Source organism: Flavobacterium sp. OHVDL-2026-0007 (assembly GCF_059882335.1).
On record NZ_CM187612.1, the window covers coordinates 371,138 to 391,524 of the forward strand.

Genomic DNA, 20,387 nt, shown 5'->3' on the forward strand with positions numbered 1-20,387 from the left:
GTAATCGATGGTATAGTTGTTACTTCAATAGACCTTCTATATAGTGTATAATTTCTTTTCTATCCGCAGCATAATTAAACCATTTAGTACTTTCGTTTCGTTTGAACCAAGTAAGTTGGCGTTTGGCAAAACGTCTGGTATTTTTTTTAATTTCTTCAATGGCAAACGGTAATGTGAATTCTTGGTCAAAATAACTAAATAATTCTCTATATCCGACCGTTTGTAGCGCATTTAACGCTTTGTTAGGATACAATGCTTCAGCTTCTTCTAATAAGCCTTGTTGTATCATAATATCGACACGCTGATTGATTCGATCGTACATCAGTTTGCGATCTGCTTCTAATCCTATTATAATAGGAGTGAAGTTTCGGTTGTTTTTTTTCTGATTTAGAAAAGAGGAATAGGCTTTTTGAGTTCCGATACAGACCTCTACAAACCGCATCATGCGCTGTGGATTTAGTAAAGTTTGTGGATTCTCTAAAGTGATTTTTTCAAAATAAGCAGGGTCTAAATATTGTAATTGCTCTTGTAAATAAGTAATTCCTAACTTCTCATAATTAGCGTTTACTTCGGTTCTGACGTCAGGGTTTATTTCTGGAAATTCATCAAAGCCTCTTAAAACAGCATCAACATATAGTCCTGATCCTCCAATGAGCACGGCAAAGTCATTTTCTTGGAACAATTCTTCCAGTGTACCTAAAGCTTCCTTTTCATAATCGCCCACGGTATAGTTCTCGAAAATTGATTTATTTTGGATAAAGTGATGTTTTGCTGCTTGTAATTCGTCTGGGTTAGGTACAGCAGTACCAATAGTCATTTCTGTGAAAAACTGACGGCTGTCACAGGATACAATTTCGCAGTTGAAACGCTGTGCTAAAGCAATACTTAAGGCTGTTTTTCCTATTGCTGTTGGTCCGACGATGGTGATTAAGTATTTCATATATTTTAGTCCAGATGAAACTGGATTGTGCTATTTGTATTGGTTGGGGTTTATGAGAACAAAGGTAATAGTTCTTTTTGGGTCTTTGTTTCCTATTGGTATCAAGTAATGGTGTAGATCCAGCTGGCAGTTGGGTCACAGCTTTTCTATTGGGGCAATGTCTCTCCACATTCATAACAATATTTTGCCTTGTCAAAATGTACTTGTGACTGGCATTTAGTACAGGTCTTTTGGTTACTCACTGCATTGTTTTTGAGGCTGCTTTTGGCAAATTCAGCTGTCACAATTCCAGTGGGTACAGCGATGATGCCATAACCCATAATCATGACCAAGGAAGCTAAAAATTGGCCTAGAGGTGAAGCAGGTGAGATATCACCATATCCTACTGTAGTTAGGGTAACAATAGCCCAGTAGATCCCCGTCGGAATGCTGGTAAAACCACTTTCTTTCCCTTCTACAACATACATTAAGGCGCCTATAATTACAGCACTAATCACCACAAAGTAAATAAATACCAGTATTTTTTCCTTACTCGCTTCTAAAGCCTCTTTAAGCTGGAAGGATTGTTGAGAAATTTGTGGAATATGTAGGATCTTGAACAACCGGAAGAAACGCAGTACTCTGACGATGGTTAAAACATTGGTGGCTGGAAAAAAGATCGATAAATACATAGGCAGTATGGCCATTAAATCGATAATACCATAAAAGCTAAAAGTATACTTTATGGGTTTTTGTATAGAAATGATTCTCAGTATATACTCTATAGTAAAGAATATGGTGATAATCCATTCAAAAACCACTAGGTAGGAGTGGTACTTTTGGTTGATGCCTTCTACTGTATCGAGCATCACCAATAGGACGCTTAATAAAATCAAACCCAATAGCACTAAATCAAACATTCGGCCCCAAATGGTATTGGTACCATAAAGGACAATTAGCGTCTTTTGTCTAAAAAGGTCGTATTTGGTTTTAATTTTTGTCATACCCACGAAGATAGGGAAAGTTATGCTGTATTAAAAATGAAGTATTTTTAGTGATTTGCTTTTACGGATGTAGTTTTGAATAATGTTTCGTACATCACGGTTGTTTTGCATCGGGATTAAAATATTTTTTAGAATGTCAATATTGGTGATTTGATAATTCAAATCATAATAGGCGTATCCCTTATACACCCCGTTTTCAATCAAAACAGCACTACGTTCATTTATGTTTCTACCTCGGTCAAGGAGAATCATACTTTTGTTTTCAAAACTGTTTTCTGAAATAAATTGCTGAACACGCGCATTGTATACTTCAGGTGTTACTTCGCCAATACAGGCGCCGTCACATTCTTTTATTTTATACTGAAAACATTCTTTTTTGGTCTGGTATAATCCAGTGAGTTTTTGGCACAAATGATATTTAGAACTGTATCTAAAGAGCATGTTTTTACCCTCTTGTAAGGTGGTAAAAGAGGTGATTTCTTTTTTGCGACCGTCTGCTTTCTCGAGCTTCAGAATCATATAACCATTAGCATCTTTTTCAGCATATAAGGCATAGTGAAAGATGGTTTTTCGCTGTGAACGATTGTATTTGGGTCTATTAATTTTGATCTCTTCGCTTTCTTTCAAAAGCGCAATTAATTCACTACCTGTTTCATCATAGGTTATGGTGAAAACTTCGGCTTGGATTTTCTTGCTTTTGGTGGTGATTCCAGTAAAATGTTGATTAATTCTCTTTTTGATGTTTTGGCTTTTCCCAATGTAGATCAACGTTCCATTTTCATTATGGATGTAATAGATACCTGTTTTAGCTGGCATTTGGGCTAAAAGATCTTGCAATTTGGGTGCAATTCCTTTTTCGACTTCTAGTTTTATAAAATCTTTTACGATCGTTTTTTCTAAGTCTTTTTCTAAAAGCATTTTGAATAACTTAATGGTCGCCATAGCATCACCACTTGCACGATGTCTGTCTGCCATTGGTATTCCCAATGCGCGAACTAGTTTTCCAAGACTATAGGAGGGTTGTTCTGGGATTAATCTCTTCGCCAATTCAACCGTACAAAGGGTTCTGGCCTCAAAATTATAGCCCAAACGTCTGAATTCCGTACGTAAAATACGGTAGTCGAATGAGGCATTGTGCGCCACAATAATACAATCGGAAGTGATTTCTATAATGCGTTTGGCAATTTCGAAAAACTTAGGAGCCGTTTGCAACATGGCATTATTGATTCCTGTTAATTTAACCACGAAAGGCTGAATCGGAATTTCAGGGTTCACCAAAGTAATGAACTGGTCGACTACTTCATGGCCATCAAATTTATAAATGGCGATTTCAGTAATTCCTTCCTCATTAAACTGGCCTCCAGTGGTTTCTATGTCGAGTATTGCGTACAAATTAAGTGTTCAGTTATGGGTAAAGAAGTTTTATGATGCTTCTTTACAATCGTTATTTACTATTAGCGTCCTCCAAAAATACTACTTCCAATGCGGACCATAGTGCTACCTGATGCAATAGCCAATTGATAATCACCAGACATTCCCATCGATAGCGTTGAAAATTGATCCATGGTAAAAGGGTACTGTTGCGCCTCTTTACTTTTTTGTATGGAATCAAAAATAGCTTTTAAATGGCTAAACTCTTTTGTGACCTGATTCTGATCGTCTGTAAAAGTGGCCATTCCCATCAGCCCTAAAATACGAATATTTTTTAATTCTTTAAAATCGGATGCAGTCAATAGGTTGTTTAATTCGTTTTGGTCCAGACCAAACTTAGTTTCCTCCTCAGCAATATGGATTTGAAGCAAACAATCTATCGTTCTGTTGTTTTTGAGAGCTTGTTTGTTGATTTCCTGTAATAATTTCAAACTATCTACTCCATGAATCAAACTAACAAATGGAGCCATGAATTTGACTTTGTTCGATTGAACATGTCCGATCATGTGCCACTGAATGTCTTTGGGCATTTGTTCATATTTGTCTAACATTTCCTGGATTTTGTTTTCTCCAAAAATGCGCTGACCTGCCTCGTAGGCTTGCATAAGATCTGAAACAGGTTTTGTTTTAGAAACCGCAACTAAAGTTACGTGTGGCGGTAAGCTAGACTTAATAGTATGTAAATTGGATGCTATGGACATGGTGTTTCTTTTTTAGGAAAGCATAAATTGTTTCGCAATTTTCTCTGCTTTTTTGCTCTCGCTATAATCATAAAAACCTTCTCCAGATTTTACGCCTAGTTTTCCGGCTCTCACCATATTGACTAGTAGTGGGCAAGGTGCATATTTAGGGTTTTTGAAACCGTCATACATAACGTTTAAAATGGCAAGACAAACATCAAGACCAATGAAATCAGCTAATTGAAGAGGTCCCATTGGGTGGCCCATTCCTAATTTCATCACAGTGTCAATCTCATACACTCCAGCTACTTTATTGTATAGGGTTTCGATGGCTTCATTTAACATCGGCATCAAAATTCTGTTGGCTACAAAGCCTGGGTAATCGTGGACTTCAACAGGCGTTTTACCTAATTTTTCCGATAAATCCATAATGATTTTAGTCACTTCGTCGCTGGTATTGTACCCACGAATGATTTCGACCAATTTCATAATAGGCACCGGATTCATAAAATGCATCCCAATAACACGTTCTGGGTGTGCCACTACGGCTCCGATTTGCGTAATCGAAATCGAAGAGGTATTGGTAGCTAAAATGGTACTATGAGAACAAGCTTCGTTTAGTTGCTTGAAGATATTGAGTTTTAATTCTACATTTTCAGTAGCCGCTTCAATTACTAAATCAACACCCACTACACCATCTTTAATATCGGTATAAGTGATAATGTTGGTAATGGTTTTGGCAACATCTTCTTGAGTAATGGTTCCTTTGGAAAGCATTCGGTCTAAGTTGGCAGCAATAGTAGCCATTCCTTTATCTAATGATTTCTCAGAAACATCAATTAGTTTTACCACAAAACCACTTTGTGCAAAGGTATGAGCAATTCCATTACCCATTGTTCCTGCACCAATTACAGCTATAGTCTTCATATAATTTTGGTATTTGAATTTTAAAAGTTAAGGTTTAAAGCTACTTAGAAATAGACTTTAAACCTTAAATATAATGCGTTTATATTGCTCTTTATTTGTCGAAACAATCGATAATTTGATACGCTACTCGTAAGGCATCTGTCGCTTGTTCAAGGGTAACCACTGGCGTAGTATCGGTTTGTATGGCATTGGCAAATGATTCTAATTCGTCCAATATAGCATTGTTTTGCTCTACATCTGGATTGGTAAAATAAATTTGTTTTTTTATACCTTCTGCATTTTGAAGGATCATATCAAAATCTCCTGGAATTTCCGGTGCATCTTTCATGCGAACCACTTCACATTTCTTTTCTAAAAAGTCAACTGAAATGTAAGCATCTCTTTGAAAAAAACGTGTTTTACGCATGTTTTTCATTGAAATTCTACTGGCAGTTAAATTCGCCACACAGCCATTTTCGAATTCAATTCTGGCATTGGCAATATCAGGAGTTTCGCTAATTACAGAAACACCGCTGGCGTTAATGTTTTTTACTTTTGATTTCACAACGCTCAAAATGGCATCTATATCATGTATCATTAAATCCAGTACTACAGGAACATCTGTACCACGAGGATTAAACTCCGCTAGACGATGTGTTTCAATAAACATGGGATTTTCGATCATGTTTTTGGTGGCAATGAACGCAGGGTTAAAACGTTCCACATGACCTACCTGGCCTTTTACATTATATTGATTGGCTAAAGCAATAATTTCTTCAGCTTCTTCAACAGTGTTGGCGATTGGTTTTTCTATGAAAATATGTTTTCCTGATTTGATGGCCACTTTTGCACACTTATAGTGTGAAAGTGTTGGGGTTACAATATCGATTACATCAACAGCGTGGATTAATTTTGCAATAGTACTGAAGTTTGTATAACCAAATTCCTTTGAAATTCTTTCGGCATTTTCCTGATTTTCGTCGTAAAATCCAACTAATTCATATTTGTCAGATTGTTGTAATAAACGTAAATGTATTTTACCAAGATGACCAGCACCTAAAACTCCCACTTTTAACATGATATGTATTTTAAAACAAAAATATAATTTATTTGTTGAAAGTAAAAGTTTAGTTACCACAAAGTCTAATATTATTTTAACAATTACAAGCAACAGGATACACTTCCTTTTTCTGGCAAGGTAGTAGACTGGGTTTTAGTTCATTCTATTTTTGGCTTTTTTTTGAAGTGCTAGCTGAAGCTAGTCGTGAAAGTAAGACCGATTTTTGGATTTTATTTTGAAGTGGGGTAATTGGATTTTAATTGGGCTTTATTCAAAAAGAGAGGACTTATTCGGAAGGAATAATTTTAAAAAATGGACTAAGGGATAATCAAACCATTTGAGTGGTAATTCATTGGCGTTTTGTTAGGTTTTATGGGAGATTCTCCGTTGAAAACATTCTTAGAGAAAGCATTTAAAATTGATTTTCTTTCTTATTTTTGCTAAAATAAATTAAACCAATTTTGAAAGATACAGCCAAACATCAAGGACTTCGCAATCAGTTAGTAAGCACTTTAGAACAAAAAGGAATTACAGATAAGGCGGTTTTAGATGCGATAAAAAAAATCCCAAGACACCTTTTTCTGAACTCCAGTTTTGAAGATTATGCTTATCAGGATAAGGCTTTTCCGATAGGAGCGGGGCAGACTATTTCCCAGCCTTATACGGTAGCTTTTCAAACGCAGTTGTTAGAAGTAAAAAAAGAGCATAAAGTTTTGGAAATTGGTACCGGGTCAGGATACCAAACGGCTGTTTTATGCATGCTTGGAGCTAAGGTGTATAGTATAGAAAGACAAAATGAGCTTTTCAAACAAACATCCAATTTGTTTCCAAAATTAAACATTCGTCCCAAACACTTGTCTTTTGGAGATGGTTACAAAGGTTTGCCTAGTTATGCACCCTTTGACAGTATTATTGTGACCGCTGGCGCACCCTTTATCCCACAGCCTTTAATGGCTCAGCTTAAAATAGGAGGTCGATTGGTTATTCCTTTAGGAGAAGACGTTCAGATCATGACTTTATTAATTCGTAAAAATGAAACGCAATTCGAAAAACACGAGTTTGGAGAGTTTCGATTTGTTCCTTTATTAGAAGATAAAAATTAAAATAAAAGCCCGTTAATTCGGGCTTTTATTTTGAAACCAATTCTATCGCTCTGAGTAAATTTGCTTTTTCGATTTGCAGTATGTACTGAACGAAGAATGATTTATCATGGGTACTTTGACATTGTTCTAGTACGGATAAATAGTGGTTTAACTGTATTTCATCCCCTTGTATGGTCGCAAAAACATAGCCGTTTTGTAACAATATCCAGTTCATTAATACCGTTGCGATTTGCACATTTCCATGTTCAAAGGGGTAAATAGTCATGATTTTTAAATGGGCCTCGGAAGCTAAAACTATCGGATGCACATTGTTTTTGTGGGTTTCGTACCAAGTGAAAAAGGAACTCATTTCACGTGCGATTAAAGGATCGCTTTTATATTTTCCCGAGTTTTCAGGCTTGATCCCTCTTAAAATCACAGAGTGAATGCTGAGGAATTCTTTTTCGGTTAGCGGAGCTTTTTTCTGATTGAGGTCTTTGATATACCCTACGGCTTCTTGCAGATTGACCGCTTCAAGGTGCTCTTGCATGCTTTTTCTAGGGATGGTCAATCCTTCATTGATGACTGATTTTGTTTCTTGTAAACTTAGAGAGTTGCCGTTTAAACGGTTGCTTTCCGCAATAAATTCTAATTCCAATATTTTGGATATGCGGTGTAAGTCGAACTGTTGAAAAGAGAGGATTTGATTTTTTAAATCTTCAATTTCATCTAAGGCGGATTGGATGGTGGATAAAACCGCCGAGTTCATTCTTTTTTTGTTGTTTTGGATCTCTTGTTCGACCAGGAGCAAGGCCTTTAATGCAAATTCTTCTTCGCCAATTTCGGATAAGATTTTTTCTTTGAGCCAAGCTACCATTAAAGTTTCATAATCGATGGCTAAAAGTTGAGCCAGTTTTGCAATTTGGTCTTTGGTAGGTTTTCTAGTTCCCGATTCAAACTTGCTGATGAGTGCTTGGTCGATACTGAGTATTTGGGCCACCTCACGCGTTTTTAACCCTTTTTGCTCTCTTGCGTTTTTAAGAAGTGATTTCATTTATATGATTGAAATTGTCTTGACTAATTTAGTCATAAAATTTTAGATAAAAAAAGCAATACGGTTGAGGATTGCTTTTTTGACTGTTATTTTGGTGGCAGTGAGCCATCTTTTCTCATTTCAGCTACTACGGCTTGCATGATGGCATCTACGGTCTGTCCTACATCGGTTACGTGCTGTGATTTGGTAGTTCCGGTCCAAATTAATTTATTTTCTTTCAATGAGAAAACATTGGTTTCTACTAGATACGAAAGTGTTTCCTGATAATAACCTGGATCATAAAAGTTAGGCGAGTACATACCGTACCAGTTTCCAAAACCATAACCATACATTCCTGCATATAATCCATCGAATCCACCATAATATAGTCCTGTATAGGTCCCAGGTACATAATGGGTTTCTTTTTCGGTGCTCACTAAACGCAGGGTAACAACACCATCAAAATTTTCATTTTGCAAAATTTTCAATTTTTCTTCTTTAGTAAGATGTGCCGTTGTCTCGTTTAGGAAAGGATATGACGTTTTGAAGATAGGATTACTAGCGGCAATTCGATTTTCAGAAGTTCTTCTGGTGGCTTCGTCTTTTACTAAAACAACAACTAAAACTTTTTTAAAATTTTCTTTAGCGACGGTAATTGCTGGATCCCTCCAGCTGTTTACGATATACGTATTGCTACCGCAACTAGAAAGAGCCAAGGATACGATGAACAAAAAGAAGTAGTTTTTCATGTTTTCTAGTTAAGTTGTTTGTAGTAAAAATAACTATAAAATGAATACACTATTTAGTTGTACGCTTTTTTTATTCGATCTAAGTCCCGTTTGGTGTCTTGTTCTTTTAATGATTCACGTTTGTCGAAATTTTTCTTTCCTTTACAAAGACCAATTTGCAATTTAGCAAGTCCTTTCTCGTTGGTGAAAAGTTTTAAGGGAACGATAGTTAGTCCTTTGGCTTGAACACTTTTTTGAAGTGTTTTTAACTCTTTTTTATTCAAGAGTAATTTTCTTTCGCTTCTGGATTTATGGTTGAATTGATTTCCAAAGGTATACTCTTCGATATAGGTATTGATAGCAAAAAGTTCATTATTGCTAAATTCACAAAAACTCTCGGTAATATTCGCTTTGCCTAATCGTATCGATTTGATTTCGGTTCCGGCTAAAACAATTCCAGCAGTATAAGTATCGATTATCTCAAAATCGAATCGAGCTCTTTTATTAAGTATATTGACTGTTTTTAACATAGGGCACAAATGTAAAACAAAAATGAAAAACTTTAGTGAAATATAATATAATTAAAGGCTATTTTGCGCTATTCTGCTGTTAATTTATATGAAAAGTCTCCTGAATTGTGTGTTGCAGACAACCAGATAAACCAAGGCAGAAGAAAATGAAAAGGAGTATACATAGTGGAAGCTCGCTTTCAAGTTAGGCTCACTAGTGTGAAATAGGGTATAGGTATAGCCCATCAGAATTAGCGACTTGTGTTTTCTTTTGGATTTAAAATTTTATTCTCCTAAGGAGTGAAGTGATTTAGATGGCAATTGCCTAATTTTGCAAAAAAAAAGACCGTACTTTTTGAGTATGGTCTTTTTGGTATCATTAAAAAAAAAACAGAAAATGCAAAATCAGTCTAAAGATCCTTTACATGGAATAACACTTCAAAAAATAGTAGAAGCATTAGTGGCTCTTTATGGTTTTGATACTTTAGCAGAATTAATTCCGATAAAATGTTTTACTTCAAACCCTAGTGTGAAGTCAAGTTTAACTTTTTTAAGAAAAACGGATTGGGCGCGTAAGAAAGTAGAAGAATTATATGTAAAATCGCTTCCTAAATTCCCAGTATAAATTAATTTAATTTATACGAGATCATGATTCCACCACCATAAGGTAACCATTCACCGCTTTTATTGAAATTTTTGGCTTTTTCGTAACGTCCAGGTGTTCCATCATTGTAGTAACCATGATAAAAACCTTGATGCCAACCTCCGCTAACAAAGCAATCCAACATAAATTTGTCGCTTAGCTTTTTTTGGTAGCCTAGTGTAGCTCCTAATCTGTAGCCAATTCCTTTTTCGTATTTGTTGGTGTCCCAATAGTTCCATTTTTGAATTTCGTACACATCGCCTCCAATATGACCACCAAAGTAAACACCGTTGAACTTTTCATTGAAATGGTAACGTACTTCAGGAGTGAACGTAGCTAGTTTCATTGGTTTTTTTCCGTCAAAGGATTCCCAGAAAGAGGCTAGTACATCAACGTTAAAAGTTAATTTCTCGCCAATACTGGTTTCAACTGCTATATTTGGAGCTCCGACTAAAGCAGTAAGCGCGTTTGCTTTTATGTATGTTTGACTTTGGGATTGAATTGAAAATAAAAGAACGATTAGGGCAAATACTTTTTTCATAAAATCGAGTAATCACTAGCAGTTAGTTAGTTTAGTTTGCTAGTTTCGGGTGCAAATATAACGTAACGAAGTAAATTGTATTGCTGGAAAATTAAATTTTAACAGGAATTGATTGAAATGATCTATCCAGCTTAATTATTTTCGGTCTAGTAAGGAATAAATAACCTTATCAAGGAAAGTGCCCTCATAAAATTCAGCTTCTTTTAAATGGGCTTCTTTTACAAAACCACATTTTTGCAACACCTTTTCTGAAGCAAAATTTTCAGGATCAATAACAGCTTCTATAGAATGCAATTGCAAAACCTCAAAACCATACGTAATGAGTCGATTGACTGCTTCTGGAATAATACCTTTGCCATGAAATTCAGGTAATAACATATAGCCAATTTCAGCGCGATAATTTTCGGGTTGTATACGGTAGTAGCCAATAATACCCAGTAACTTAGGATCGTCTTTTAAGCTGATTCCCCAATTGATGCCGATATTGTTTACGATTTTATCTTCAATCATAGCAATATGTTCCAAAGCCTCTTGGGCTGTGGTCACCAAAGGTCTAGGGATGTATTTCATGGTTTCAGGATTGGAACGCAATTCGAAAACTTCATGAATATCGTTGTCTGTAATTCTTCTTAAGACCAAACGTTCTGATTCAAGAACAGGGAAGGGTGTAAAATTGAATGTTAGCATTTTCTAAAGTTATAAGAGGTGGATACTGAATTTTGCTTGGAAGGATTGGTTTGCATCTAAAATTAAAATGCCTTCTTTTTGAAATAAATCACCTGACTGTTCAGTAGTATCCGAGTAGCCGAACCAGGGTTCGATACAGATAAAGTCAGCTTGTTCTACAGTCCAGATTCCTAAGCTTGGAAAATCTTCAAAATCCACCTTTAGATAGGGGATTGAATTTTCGACTAGAGTGAGGGAATTGGAGGTTAAGGTTTTAAAAATCAAGGCGTCATTTTTGAATAATTCATAAGCCAAAGGCACTTGATTGTCAGTAGTTTTTAAGGTTTTTGTTTTATCTGAAATCAGGCCATCCTCTAAAAGATGAAATTGTAAAACTTCGTCTTTTTCAAATACCATCGCATAATTTTCAAAACCTTTAGGTAAGGCAATGGCGGGATGTGCCCCTAAAGAAAAAGGCATTTTGCCGCTGTTTTTATTGAGCACTGTATAGTGTATAGTCAAGGCTTTTTCTTCAAGGGTATAGCGAAGTTGTAATTCAAATTCAAAAGGATATTTTTTTAGCGTTTCGGCATTGGATTCTAATGAAAAAGTAGCGCTGTTTGGGGTCTGATCAATCAGTTGGAATTCCATATCACGAGCAAAACCGTGTCGAGGCAACTGGTATTGTTTTCCGTTAATAGTATAAGTGTTGTTTTTTAAAGTACCGACAATAGGAAAAAGGACCGGTGAATGTTTGCCCCAAAAATCAGGATGACCCGACCAGATGTATTCTTTGTTTTGATTATCTTGTAAAGAAAATAATTCTGCACCTGCCTGTTTTATAGACGCTTTTAATCCTGAATTTGCTATAGTTGTAATCAAAATAATATGTTTGAAATATGTTAATGGAAAGGAGTGGTAAATATATTTGATATATTTTATTTTTTTAGGAAAAACGCTTAAATCTTTTTTTGATTGGATTTGTATTAAAATTGAATTAAAGGTTTCTGTTTTCTCTGTAAATAGCTTTTTTTTTCATTAATTTGCTAGATAAACAGCTAAAAAATATGAAAATTAAATCCTCGAAAGCCTTATTGACCATGGCTTTGTTTGTTGGGGTTTCTTCTGTTTGGGCGCAGCAAACGCCTGCCACAACAGCAGCAAATCCAGTTAATAATTATAATTACCACGATGCCTTTGCGCCGAATTTTTATACTAAAAATGGAACAAGTACGCGCTCTGCTAGCGGTCAGCCAGGGGTTGAATACTGGCAAAACAGAGCGGATTACCAGATTTCGGTACGATTAAATGCAGCGACAAACGAGATTGTAGGTACAGATGAAATTACCTATACCAATAATAGTCCAGATAAGATGTCGTTTGTTTGGCTGAATTTAGATCAGAATTTATTCAAAAGCGATTCAAGAGGAAGTGCTGTAGTACCTTTAACGGGAAGTCGTAACGGTGCCCAGGGTCAGGTTTTCGATGGTGGGAATAAGATTAAATCAGTAAAAGTGGTTTCCGTTGGAAAGAAAAAAACGGATATCGAAGCAAAATATGTCATTAGCGATAGCAGAATGCAAATTTTTCTACCTGAAGAATTAGCATCAAAAGGAGCGGCTGTAAAAATTAAAATAGAATTTTCATTTATTGCGCCTTTTGAAGGTTCAGATAGAATGGGCGTTTTGGAGACTAAAAACGGTAAAATTTTCACCATTGCACAATGGTACCCACGTATGTGTGTGTACGATGATGTCAGAGGATGGAACACAGCGCCTTATTTAGGAGCTTCTGAGTTTTATTTGGAGTATGGGGATTTTGATGTGAAAATTACAGCTCCAGCCAATCATTATGTAGTAGGATCTGGCGCCTTGTTAAACGGTTCAGAGGTTTTGTCTGCAGAAGAGTTTAAACGTTACAAAGAAGCTTCTTTGAGCGATAAAACCGTTATGATTCGCTCGGCTGACCAAGTGAATGCTGCCGCTGGTGCTGCTGCCGCTGGCGAAAAAACATGGCATTATCAAATGAAAAATTCTCGTGATTTTTCTTGGGCATCTTCACCTGCTTTTATCTTAGATGGAGCAAAAATAAACTTACCAAGTGGTAAGAAATCATTGGCTTTATCTGCTTATCCAGTGGAGAGCGCAGGTACTGCTGCTTGGGGACGTTCTACAGAATATGTAAAAGCGTCCATAGAAAATTACTCTAAAAGATGGTTTGAATACCCTTATCCAGCAGCGACAAACGTAGCAGGAAATGAAGGTGGAATGGAATACCCTGGGATTGTTTTTTGTGGATGGGAATCTAAAGGACAAGATTTGTGGGGGGTGACCGATCATGAATTTGGTCATATTTGGTTTCCTATGATTGTAGGATCAAACGAGCGTTTGTTTGCTTGGATGGATGAAGGTTTTAATACCTTTATTAATTCATTAAGTACAGCAGAATTCAATAATGGTGAATATAAAGAAGAAGCTACGGACTTGCATAAAGCCGCGGAATCTTTTACAAGACCTGATTTAGAAACCATCATGAGTTCTCCTGATAATATGAAGGAGGCGAATATTGGGATGTTGTGTTATTTCAAACCAAGTTCAGGTTTGGTTATTTTAAGAGAACAAGTATTAGGAAAAGAGCGTTTTGATATCGCTTTCCGTACCTACATTGAACGTTGGGCTTACAAGCATCCAACACCAGATGACTTTTTCAGATCTATGGAAAATGTCGCGGGAGAGGATTTGAGTTGGTTCTGGAGAAGCTGGTATGTAAACAACTGGAGTTTTAATCAAGGGATCAATTCCATTAAATATGTGAAAAACGATCCATCTAAAGGGGTTGTGATTACAGTTGAAAATTTCGATAAAATGCCGATGCCAATTGTTTTGGATGTTAAAACCAAAAGCGGAAAAGTCACCAGAGTGAATTTACCGGTAGAAATTTGGCAACGTAATACGGTTTGGTCATTTAAACATAAGTCAACGGAAGAAATTGAGAGTATTACTTTAGATCCAGATCATGTTTTTCCAGATCATGACCAGACCAATAATGTTTGGACTGCGGCAACGGGTACTATTGAGAAAGATGTAGTATTAGATGCTTATTTAGGCTCTTTTATGACGTCAAGAGCACCGATAAAAATTGATTTTACAGAAAAGAACAGTGTGCTGAATGTCGAAATCACTGATTTTCCAAAATTTTCTGTGACCGCTGTGGAAAATGAAAAAGACACTTTTCAGTCAACAAGTGCTGGATTGAAGTTTAAATTCAATGAAAATAAAACAGGATTTGATATGATTATTCTAGGGAATGGGGAGAAAATACCTTTTACTAGAAAATAGAATATACCCCCGTAGATGATTTGTAACCCGTTAATTAGTAATGATTAACGGGTTTTTTAATGCGGTAAAACTAACATTTAGCTAAAAAAATGTTAGAATTTTTATTTTTTGTTTTGTGAATTAAAAAATAGTGTACTTTTGCACCAATGAATAAGACAAGTTTACATATAACTTCTTTGTCACGGACAAAATTACCTGCTACTTCTCCCGAAGTACGGATACTATCTCTATAGTATTCACAGAGTTTTTCGTCGCGTATTTATTTATTACCATTTTTCATTTTGAAATCAACTCATTTGTCCATAGGACAAACATATCCTAAAAGTTTTAATTATTGTTATTTTTTTCTTAATCAAATGTCTGATTCAGAGAAAGTAAGCTATGTTTTATTTAATTTTATGGGATTGATTTTTGGATTTCAAAAAAAACAATTTGTTTTTATTTTTAACTCTAACTTCAACTATTGAAATGAAGATCTCTATTGTTGTAACTCAAGAAGAACATTATAAGTATGCGCAGGAAATTTGCGATACGATAGAATCATCTGCCTTGTTAAGAGGTACGGGGATTGCTAAAAGAACTCCTGAGTACATTCAGAAAAAAATGTCCAACGGTGATGCAATGATTGCTTTGGCGGACGATAAGTTTGCTGGATTTTGTTATATCGAAAGTTGGCAACACGGAAAGTTTGTAGCGCATTCAGGCTTAATTGTACACCCAGATTATAGAAACTTAGGCTTGGCCAAAAAGATAAAATCAAAGGTTTTTGATTACTCGTTGAAAAAATACCCAGAGGCTAAAATCTTTGGTATCACCACAGGTTTGGCGGTAATGAAAATCAATTCTGATTTAGGGTACAAACCAGTTCCGTTCTCTGAGCTTACTACGGATCCGAGTTTTTGGTCGGGTTGTAAGACTTGTACGAATTATGAAATTCTGCAAAGCAAAGAAAACAAAATGTGTCTGTGCACCGGTATGTTATACGATCCAAAAGAAAAACAAAAAGATCCACCAAGACATCCTTTTAATGAAGCAGTCTTGAATAGATTAAGAAAAATTAAACAAGCATTATTCTTAAATAAATCACTGTTTTTCGGTTTTTTATCGTAGAAAATGGAATAAAAAAGAAATCTCAAACTTGCTAAATACGAAAGTATTGGCCTAAATTATAAAAAATGAAAAAAGTTGTATTAGCTTATAGTGGAGGATTAGATACCTCGTATTGTTTGAAATATTTAAAAAATGAAAAGGGTTACGAAGTGCATACTGTACTAGTAGATACCGGAGGGTTTGATGCAGAGGAATTAAAAGCTATTGAAGAAAGAGCTTACGAATTAGGAAGTGCGCAACATGCGAACTTAACTATCGTAGATAAATATTATGACAAAGCGATTAAGTATTTGATTTTCGGAAATGTATTAAAAAACAATACCTATCCATTATCAGTAAGTGCAGAGCGTGTTTTTCAAGCTATTGAGGCGATTAAATACGCTAAAAAAGTAGGAGCTAGTGCTATTGCTCACGGAAGTACAGGAGCTGGAAATGATCAGATTCGTTTTGATTTGATTTTTCAGACCATCGCTCCAGAAATTGAAATCATTACACCGATTAGAGATTTGAAACTTTCTAGACAAGAAGAAGTTGATTATTTGTCTAAAAATGGGGTACACTATTCTTGGGAAAAAGCGCAGTACTCTATCAATAAAGGACTTTGGGGAACTAGTGTTGGAGGAAAAGAAACTTTAACATCAAGCGAGCCTCTACCAAGTGAAGCTTATCCTTCACAATTACAAAAAGAAGGAGAAGAAAAAGTGACTTTGCATTTTGAGCAGGGAGAATTGGTTGGGGTAAATGGTAAAACAGATAAACCTTCTAATAATATCGTTGCTCTTGAGAAATTAGCCAATGCTTACGCAATTGGAAGAGATATTCATGTTGGAGATACTATTATTGGAATTAAAGGTAGAGTTGGGTTTGAAGCAGCAGCGCCTTTAATCATCATCAAAGCGCACCATTTATTAGAGAAACATACTTTAGGTAAATGGCAACAATACTGGAAAGAGCAGTTAGGAAACTGGTACGGGATGTTGTTTCATGAAGGTCAGTTTTTAGATCCAGTGATGCGTAATATCGAAACCTTTTTGCAAGACACTCAGAAAACAGTAAACGGTACCGTTACTGTTTCTTTAAAACCATACCATTTTTCATTAGATGGAATCGAGTCTAAAAATGACTTGATGAACACTGGTTTTGGTCAGTACGGAGAAATGAATAATGCTTGGACATCTGATGATGCCAAAGGATTTATTAAGATACTTGGAAATGCACAAAATATATTTTCATCAGTAAATCATTTAGATCATGATTAATGTAGGGATCATTGGTGGTTCTGGTTATACAGCCGGTGAACTCATCAGAATTTTAATGTATCATCCCCATGTAAACATCGATTTTGTTTACAGTACAACCAATGCAGGTAAATCCCTTTCGGTGGCACACCAGGATTTGATGGGGGATATCGAAATGAATTTCACCGATACGGTGAACCCGAATGTCAATGTTGTTTTTTTATGTTTGGGTCACGGAAAATCCATTTCGTTTCTAAAAGCAAATCAATTCGCAAGCCACACTAAAATCATCGATTTAGGAAATGATTTTAGATTGAATAAAGATGCTCATTTCGAGGGGAAAGATTTTGTTTATGGATTACCGGAATTGAATAAAGCGGACATTAAAAAAGCCAACTTTATTGCCAATCCAGGTTGTTTTGCTACAGCAATTCAGTTGGCTTTATTGCCTTTGGCTCAAGCGAACTTACTTAATAATGATGTGCATATTAATGCGACAACTGGAAGTACTGGAGCTGGAGTTTCATTATCTGAGACTTCGCATTTTAGTTGGAGAAACAACAATATGTCACATTACAAAGCCTTTGAGCACCAGCATTTAGGGGAGATTGGGGAGAGTTTAGTACAGTTGCAGGACGACTTTGATAGTGAATTGCTTTTTATTCCCAACAGAGGCGATTTTCCAAGAGGAATTTTTGCCACGATGTATACTGTTTTAGATGAAAGTCTAGAGTCTACTGTTGCTAGATACCAGAAATTTTACAAAAATGAGCCTTTTGTAACGGTGACCACGACCAACATCAATATGAAACAAGTCGTTCAAACCAACAAATGTATTATTAGTTTATTGAAAAAAGGGAACCGGATTTTGATTACCTCAGTGATTGATAACTTAACCAAAGGAGCTTCTGGACAAGCCATTCAAAACATGAATTTAATGTTTGGATTAGAAGAAACTACTGGTTTGCACTTGAAACCAAGCGGGTTTTAAAGCGTAATCAACACGATTAATCGAGTAAACAAACAAACGTTCAAAACATTAAACGAAGAAAAAATGAATTTATTTAACGTATACCCACTTTACGATATTACTCCTGTAAAAGCATTAGATTGTACCATTACAGATGATAAAGGAGTGGAATATTTAGACTTATATAGCGGACATGGCGTTATTTCGATTGGCCATACGCAACCTGATTATGTAGCCAAATTGAAAAATCAATTGGATAATCTTGGATTTTATTCCAATGCGATTCAGAATCCTTTACAGGTGGAATTGGCGCAAAAGTTAGGAAAATTGTCAGGATTAGAGGACTATGAATTGTTTTTGTGTAGTTCGGGAGCGGAAGCCAACGAAAATGCTTTGAAACTGGCTTCTTTTCACAACGGAAAATCAAGGGTAGTCGCTTTTGATAATTCGTTTCATGGAAGAACCTCTGCAGCTGTGGCGGTTACCGACAATAAAAAGATAGTAGCGCCGATTAACGCACAACAAGAGGTTACTTTTTTACCACTTAATCAAATTGAATTAGTAGAAGCGGAACTGGCTAAAGGGGACGTGACGGCTGTAATCATTGAAGGAATTCAAGGGGTTGGAGGTTTAGATGAGGGAACTACGGAGTTTTTTCAGGCTTTAGAAAAAGCGTGTAAAAAACACGAGGTGGTTTTGATTTTGGACGAAGTACAATCAGGATACGGAAGAAGCGGAAAATTTTTCGCCTTCCAACATCACGGTATCAAAGCAGATATTATTTCAGTGGCCAAAGGAATGGGGAACGGTTTTCCAGTGGGAGCGATATTAATTGCACCACATTTTGAAGCAAGTTTTGGCTTGTTAGGAACCACTTTCGGAGGAAGTCATTTGTCTTGTGCTGCTGCCATTGCGGTTTTAGATGTTATCGAAGGACTGAAATTACAAGAGAATGTAAAAGAAGTTTCGGCTTATTTCTCAGAGCAAATCAAACAAGTGCCTGGAATCAAAAAAGTAAAAGGAAAAGGTTTGATGTTGGGTATTGAATTTGATTTCGACGTGAGTGCGTTGAGAAAAAAACTAATCATCGAGAAGCATATTTTTACAGGAAGTGCCAATAACAAAAATCTGTTGAGAATTTTGCCACCGCTTACTGTGAAAAAAGCGGATATAGATACTTTTATTGTAGCTTTAAACGAAAGTTTAATAGAGCTAAAAAATTAAGTAAAGATAGTAATCCCGCCCGAAGGTTTTGAAATCACCTTTGGGTTGGTGATAGGCTATGATTGCTGCATACAACCAAAAAAACAACCACTATACCTTATGAATCCATTATCAATTGAAAAGCGCAATCTGGTTTTGCGCTCCATGGCAAAGCTGGTCGAGCAGGAGAGGACCCATCTTATTTTAACCAATAAGGAGGATTTAACAGCATATGCCGGCGAAGATCTAGCAATGGAAGAACGCTTAAAAGTAGATGATAAAAAAGTCGATGAGATGATTTTATCGTTAAACCAATTGGCTTCTCAAGAAGATCCTGTAGGGGTGGAACGTTTTCATTTTGTTCATGATAATGGCATCAGAGTGAGTAATAAAACGGCCGCTTTTGGTACGATTTTGATTATTTATGAATCCCGTCCTGATGTAACCATTGAGGCTGGTGGAATTGCTTTTAAATCTGGAAATAAAATTTTATTAAAAGGTGGAAAAGAATCGTTAAAATCAAATCTAAAGATTGTCAGTTTATGGCATCAGGCTTTAGAGGAGAATGGTGTTTCAAAAGATTGGGTGGAGTATTTGAATTTTAATCGCGCCCAGACCCAAGCTTTTTTAGAAAAGCCAAGTCAGAAAGTGGATTTAATTGTGCCTCGTGGTGGTGAGCAGCTTATTGCTTTTGTAAAAGCACATGCTTCTTGTCCGGTAATTGTCAGTGGACGTGGTAATAATTTTGTTTACGTTCATGAAAAAGCGGATACGGATTTGGCATTGAAAATAATTTTGAATGGGAAAACGTCTAAAATTTCAGCTTGTAATGCAGTTGATAAAGTTTTAATAGATGCTAAATTACCCAATTTCGAGGGTTTTGTGGCGATTTTAATCGAAGGGTTAAAAGAGTTTAATGTGACTGTTGTTGTGGACCAATCCTTAGCGCAATTTGAACATACGGAGCCTATAGAAAATGAGGATATTTGGTACGAAGAGTTCCTAGATTATAAAATAGTCATTGGCAGCATTGAATCAGAGGAAAAGGCTATTGAAAAAATTAACAAATATTGTGGAGGACACTCTGCTGTTATTGTGACAAAAGAGGATCAGGCCGCCCAAGAATTTATGGACGCTGTAGATACTGCAGCAGTTTATCACAATGCATCAACGCGTTTTACAGATGGAGGACAATTTGGTTTAGGCGGAGAATTAGCCATCAGTACTGATAAGCTACATCAAAGAGGCCCGATTGGTTTACAACATTTGGTAACCAATAAATGGTACGTTTACGGAGAAGGACAAATTAGATAGCGATTTTTATTT

General features: G+C 36.1%; 20 protein-coding genes. 8 read left to right on the plus strand and 12 right to left on the minus strand.

The genetic code is table 11. The features are described from left to right. Positions 1–19: 19 nt before the first annotated feature. The 6 genes from miaA to AC51AA_RS01590 all read right to left on the minus strand — a co-directional run bounded on the left by miaA (position 20) and on the right by AC51AA_RS01590 (position 6,018). On the minus strand, positions 20–940 hold the full coding sequence (miaA, locus tag AC51AA_RS01565; protein ID WP_500703990.1) for a tRNA (adenosine(37)-N6)-dimethylallyltransferase MiaA: 921 nt from the start codon (positions 938–940) through the stop codon (positions 20–22). Positions 941–1,086: 146 nt separating this feature from the next. Continuing rightward, a complete protein-coding gene (locus tag AC51AA_RS01570) occupies positions 1,087–1,923 on the minus strand; it encodes an ion transporter (RefSeq protein ID WP_500703991.1) in 837 nt (278 codons plus the stop codon). Positions 1,924–1,953: 30 nt separating this feature from the next. Next, positions 1,954–3,315, minus strand: coding sequence for an exonuclease domain-containing protein (locus AC51AA_RS01575; RefSeq protein WP_500703992.1), 1,362 nt, complete (start codon positions 3,313–3,315; stop codon positions 1,954–1,956). A 62-nt stretch (positions 3,316–3,377) separates the two neighbouring features. Next, positions 3,378–4,055, minus strand: coding sequence for a YggS family pyridoxal phosphate-dependent enzyme (locus AC51AA_RS01580; protein WP_500703993.1), 678 nt, complete (start codon positions 4,053–4,055; stop codon positions 3,378–3,380). A 12-nt stretch (positions 4,056–4,067) separates the two neighbouring features. Next, positions 4,068–4,961: a 3-hydroxyacyl-CoA dehydrogenase family protein gene (locus AC51AA_RS01585; protein ID WP_500703994.1), complete on the minus strand. Its 894-nt coding sequence runs from the start codon at positions 4,959–4,961 to the stop codon at positions 4,068–4,070. A 91-nt stretch (positions 4,962–5,052) separates the two neighbouring features. After that, positions 5,053–6,018: a Gfo/Idh/MocA family protein gene (locus tag AC51AA_RS01590; protein WP_500703995.1), complete on the minus strand. Its 966-nt coding sequence runs from the start codon at positions 6,016–6,018 to the stop codon at positions 5,053–5,055. Positions 6,019–6,461: 443 nt separating this feature from the next. On the opposite strand from AC51AA_RS01590, the gene AC51AA_RS01595 reads away from it, so the two are divergent. Beyond that, the gene (locus AC51AA_RS01595; protein ID WP_500703996.1) at positions 6,462–7,103 is read left to right on the plus strand and encodes a protein-L-isoaspartate(D-aspartate) O-methyltransferase; all 642 of its coding nucleotides are present in this window, start codon (positions 6,462–6,464) and stop codon (positions 7,101–7,103) included. Positions 7,104–7,128: 25 nt separating this feature from the next. Here the strand turns inward: AC51AA_RS01595 and AC51AA_RS01600 are convergent, their stop codons facing one another. The 3 genes from AC51AA_RS01600 to smpB form a co-directional block, all read right to left on the minus strand. Continuing rightward, positions 7,129–8,136: a helix-turn-helix domain-containing protein gene (locus AC51AA_RS01600; RefSeq protein ID WP_500703997.1), complete on the minus strand. Its 1,008-nt coding sequence runs from the start codon at positions 8,134–8,136 to the stop codon at positions 7,129–7,131. Positions 8,137–8,222: 86 nt separating this feature from the next. Next, positions 8,223–8,864, minus strand: a complete 642-nt coding sequence (locus AC51AA_RS01605) for a hypothetical protein (protein ID WP_500703998.1) — start codon at positions 8,862–8,864, stop codon at positions 8,223–8,225. 53 nt (positions 8,865–8,917) lie between these two features. Next, positions 8,918–9,373, minus strand: a complete 456-nt coding sequence (gene smpB / locus AC51AA_RS01610; protein ID WP_500703999.1) for an SsrA-binding protein SmpB — start codon at positions 9,371–9,373, stop codon at positions 8,918–8,920. A 376-nt stretch (positions 9,374–9,749) separates the two neighbouring features. Here smpB and AC51AA_RS01615 point away from each other — a divergent pair, with 376 nt between their 5' ends. Then, positions 9,750–9,977, plus strand: coding sequence for a VF530 family protein (locus tag AC51AA_RS01615; RefSeq protein ID WP_500704000.1), 228 nt, complete (start codon positions 9,750–9,752; stop codon positions 9,975–9,977). 1 nt (position 9,978) lies between these two features. On the opposite strand, the gene AC51AA_RS01620 is transcribed toward AC51AA_RS01615, so the two are convergent. The 3 genes from AC51AA_RS01620 to AC51AA_RS01630 all read right to left on the minus strand — a co-directional run bounded on the left by AC51AA_RS01620 (position 9,979) and on the right by AC51AA_RS01630 (position 12,084). Continuing rightward, positions 9,979–10,536, minus strand: coding sequence for a DUF3575 domain-containing protein (locus AC51AA_RS01620; protein WP_500704001.1), 558 nt, complete (start codon positions 10,534–10,536; stop codon positions 9,979–9,981). A 135-nt stretch (positions 10,537–10,671) separates the two neighbouring features. After that, complete coding sequence (locus AC51AA_RS01625) at positions 10,672–11,223, minus strand: GNAT family N-acetyltransferase (protein WP_500704002.1); 552 nt, start codon at positions 11,221–11,223, stop codon at positions 10,672–10,674. Between the two features lie 9 nt (positions 11,224–11,232). Continuing rightward, complete coding sequence (locus AC51AA_RS01630; protein WP_500704003.1) at positions 11,233–12,084, minus strand: aldose 1-epimerase family protein; 852 nt, start codon at positions 12,082–12,084, stop codon at positions 11,233–11,235. A gap of 185 nt (positions 12,085–12,269) precedes the next feature. Between AC51AA_RS01630 and AC51AA_RS01635 the strand changes: the two genes are divergently transcribed. The 6 genes from AC51AA_RS01635 to AC51AA_RS01660 all read left to right on the plus strand — a co-directional run bounded on the left by AC51AA_RS01635 (position 12,270) and on the right by AC51AA_RS01660 (position 20,375). Continuing rightward, positions 12,270–14,540 (plus strand): M1 family metallopeptidase, encoded by a 2,271-nt coding sequence (locus AC51AA_RS01635; protein ID WP_500704004.1) that lies wholly within the window; start codon positions 12,270–12,272, stop codon positions 14,538–14,540. A 468-nt stretch (positions 14,541–15,008) separates the two neighbouring features. Next, positions 15,009–15,650, plus strand: a complete 642-nt coding sequence (locus tag AC51AA_RS01640) for a GNAT family N-acetyltransferase (RefSeq protein ID WP_500705665.1) — start codon at positions 15,009–15,011, stop codon at positions 15,648–15,650. A 65-nt stretch (positions 15,651–15,715) separates the two neighbouring features. Next, positions 15,716–16,909, plus strand: a complete 1,194-nt coding sequence (locus AC51AA_RS01645) for an argininosuccinate synthase (protein ID WP_500704005.1) — start codon at positions 15,716–15,718, stop codon at positions 16,907–16,909. Further along, entirely contained in the window at positions 16,902–17,879 is a 978-nt protein-coding gene (argC, locus tag AC51AA_RS01650; protein ID WP_500704006.1) for an N-acetyl-gamma-glutamyl-phosphate reductase, read from the plus strand. The genes AC51AA_RS01645 and argC overlap by 8 nt, the downstream gene beginning before the upstream one ends. Positions 17,880–17,942: 63 nt before the next feature. Beyond that, positions 17,943–19,082, plus strand: a complete 1,140-nt coding sequence (locus AC51AA_RS01655; protein ID WP_500704007.1) for an aspartate aminotransferase family protein — start codon at positions 17,943–17,945, stop codon at positions 19,080–19,082. Positions 19,083–19,181: 99 nt separating this feature from the next. Continuing rightward, positions 19,182–20,375 carry a glutamate-5-semialdehyde dehydrogenase gene (locus AC51AA_RS01660; protein WP_500704008.1) on the plus strand — a complete coding sequence of 398 codons (1,194 nt, stop codon included), beginning with the start codon at positions 19,182–19,184 and terminating at the stop codon, positions 20,373–20,375. The last annotated feature ends 12 nt before the right edge of the window (positions 20,376–20,387 follow it).

Bases quoted from the DNA above. Each gene is read 5' to 3' on its own strand.
- AC51AA_RS01615 (WP_500704000.1), top strand. From the start codon at position 9,750: ATGCAAAATCAGTCTAAAGATCCTTTACATGGAATAACACTTCAAAAA.
- miaA (WP_500703990.1), bottom strand. From the start codon at position 940: ATGAAATACTTAATCACCATCGTCGGACCAACAGCAATAGGAAAAACA.
- AC51AA_RS01660 (WP_500704008.1), top strand. From the start codon at position 19,182: ATGAATCCATTATCAATTGAAAAGCGCAATCTGGTTTTGCGCTCCATG.
- AC51AA_RS01570 (WP_500703991.1), bottom strand. From the start codon at position 1,923: ATGACAAAAATTAAAACCAAATACGACCTTTTTAGACAAAAGACGCTA.
- AC51AA_RS01640 (WP_500705665.1), top strand. From the start codon at position 15,009: ATGAAGATCTCTATTGTTGTAACTCAAGAAGAACATTATAAGTATGCG.
- AC51AA_RS01605 (WP_500703998.1), bottom strand. From the start codon at position 8,864: ATGAAAAACTACTTCTTTTTGTTCATCGTATCCTTGGCTCTTTCTAGT.
- argC (WP_500704006.1), top strand. From the start codon at position 16,902: ATGATTAATGTAGGGATCATTGGTGGTTCTGGTTATACAGCCGGTGAA.
- smpB (WP_500703999.1), bottom strand. From the start codon at position 9,373: ATGTTAAAAACAGTCAATATACTTAATAAAAGAGCTCGATTCGATTTT.
- AC51AA_RS01625 (WP_500704002.1), bottom strand. From the start codon at position 11,223: ATGCTAACATTCAATTTTACACCCTTCCCTGTTCTTGAATCAGAACGT.
- AC51AA_RS01635 (WP_500704004.1), top strand. From the start codon at position 12,270: ATGAAAATTAAATCCTCGAAAGCCTTATTGACCATGGCTTTGTTTGTT.
- AC51AA_RS01585 (WP_500703994.1), bottom strand. From the start codon at position 4,961: ATGAAGACTATAGCTGTAATTGGTGCAGGAACAATGGGTAATGGAATT.
- AC51AA_RS01590 (WP_500703995.1), bottom strand. From the start codon at position 6,018: ATGTTAAAAGTGGGAGTTTTAGGTGCTGGTCATCTTGGTAAAATACAT.
- AC51AA_RS01580 (WP_500703993.1), bottom strand. From the start codon at position 4,055: ATGTCCATAGCATCCAATTTACATACTATTAAGTCTAGCTTACCGCCA.
- AC51AA_RS01620 (WP_500704001.1), bottom strand. From the start codon at position 10,536: ATGAAAAAAGTATTTGCCCTAATCGTTCTTTTATTTTCAATTCAATCC.
- AC51AA_RS01645 (WP_500704005.1), top strand. From the start codon at position 15,716: ATGAAAAAAGTTGTATTAGCTTATAGTGGAGGATTAGATACCTCGTAT.
- AC51AA_RS01655 (WP_500704007.1), top strand. From the start codon at position 17,943: ATGAATTTATTTAACGTATACCCACTTTACGATATTACTCCTGTAAAA.
- AC51AA_RS01600 (WP_500703997.1), bottom strand. From the start codon at position 8,136: ATGAAATCACTTCTTAAAAACGCAAGAGAGCAAAAAGGGTTAAAAACG.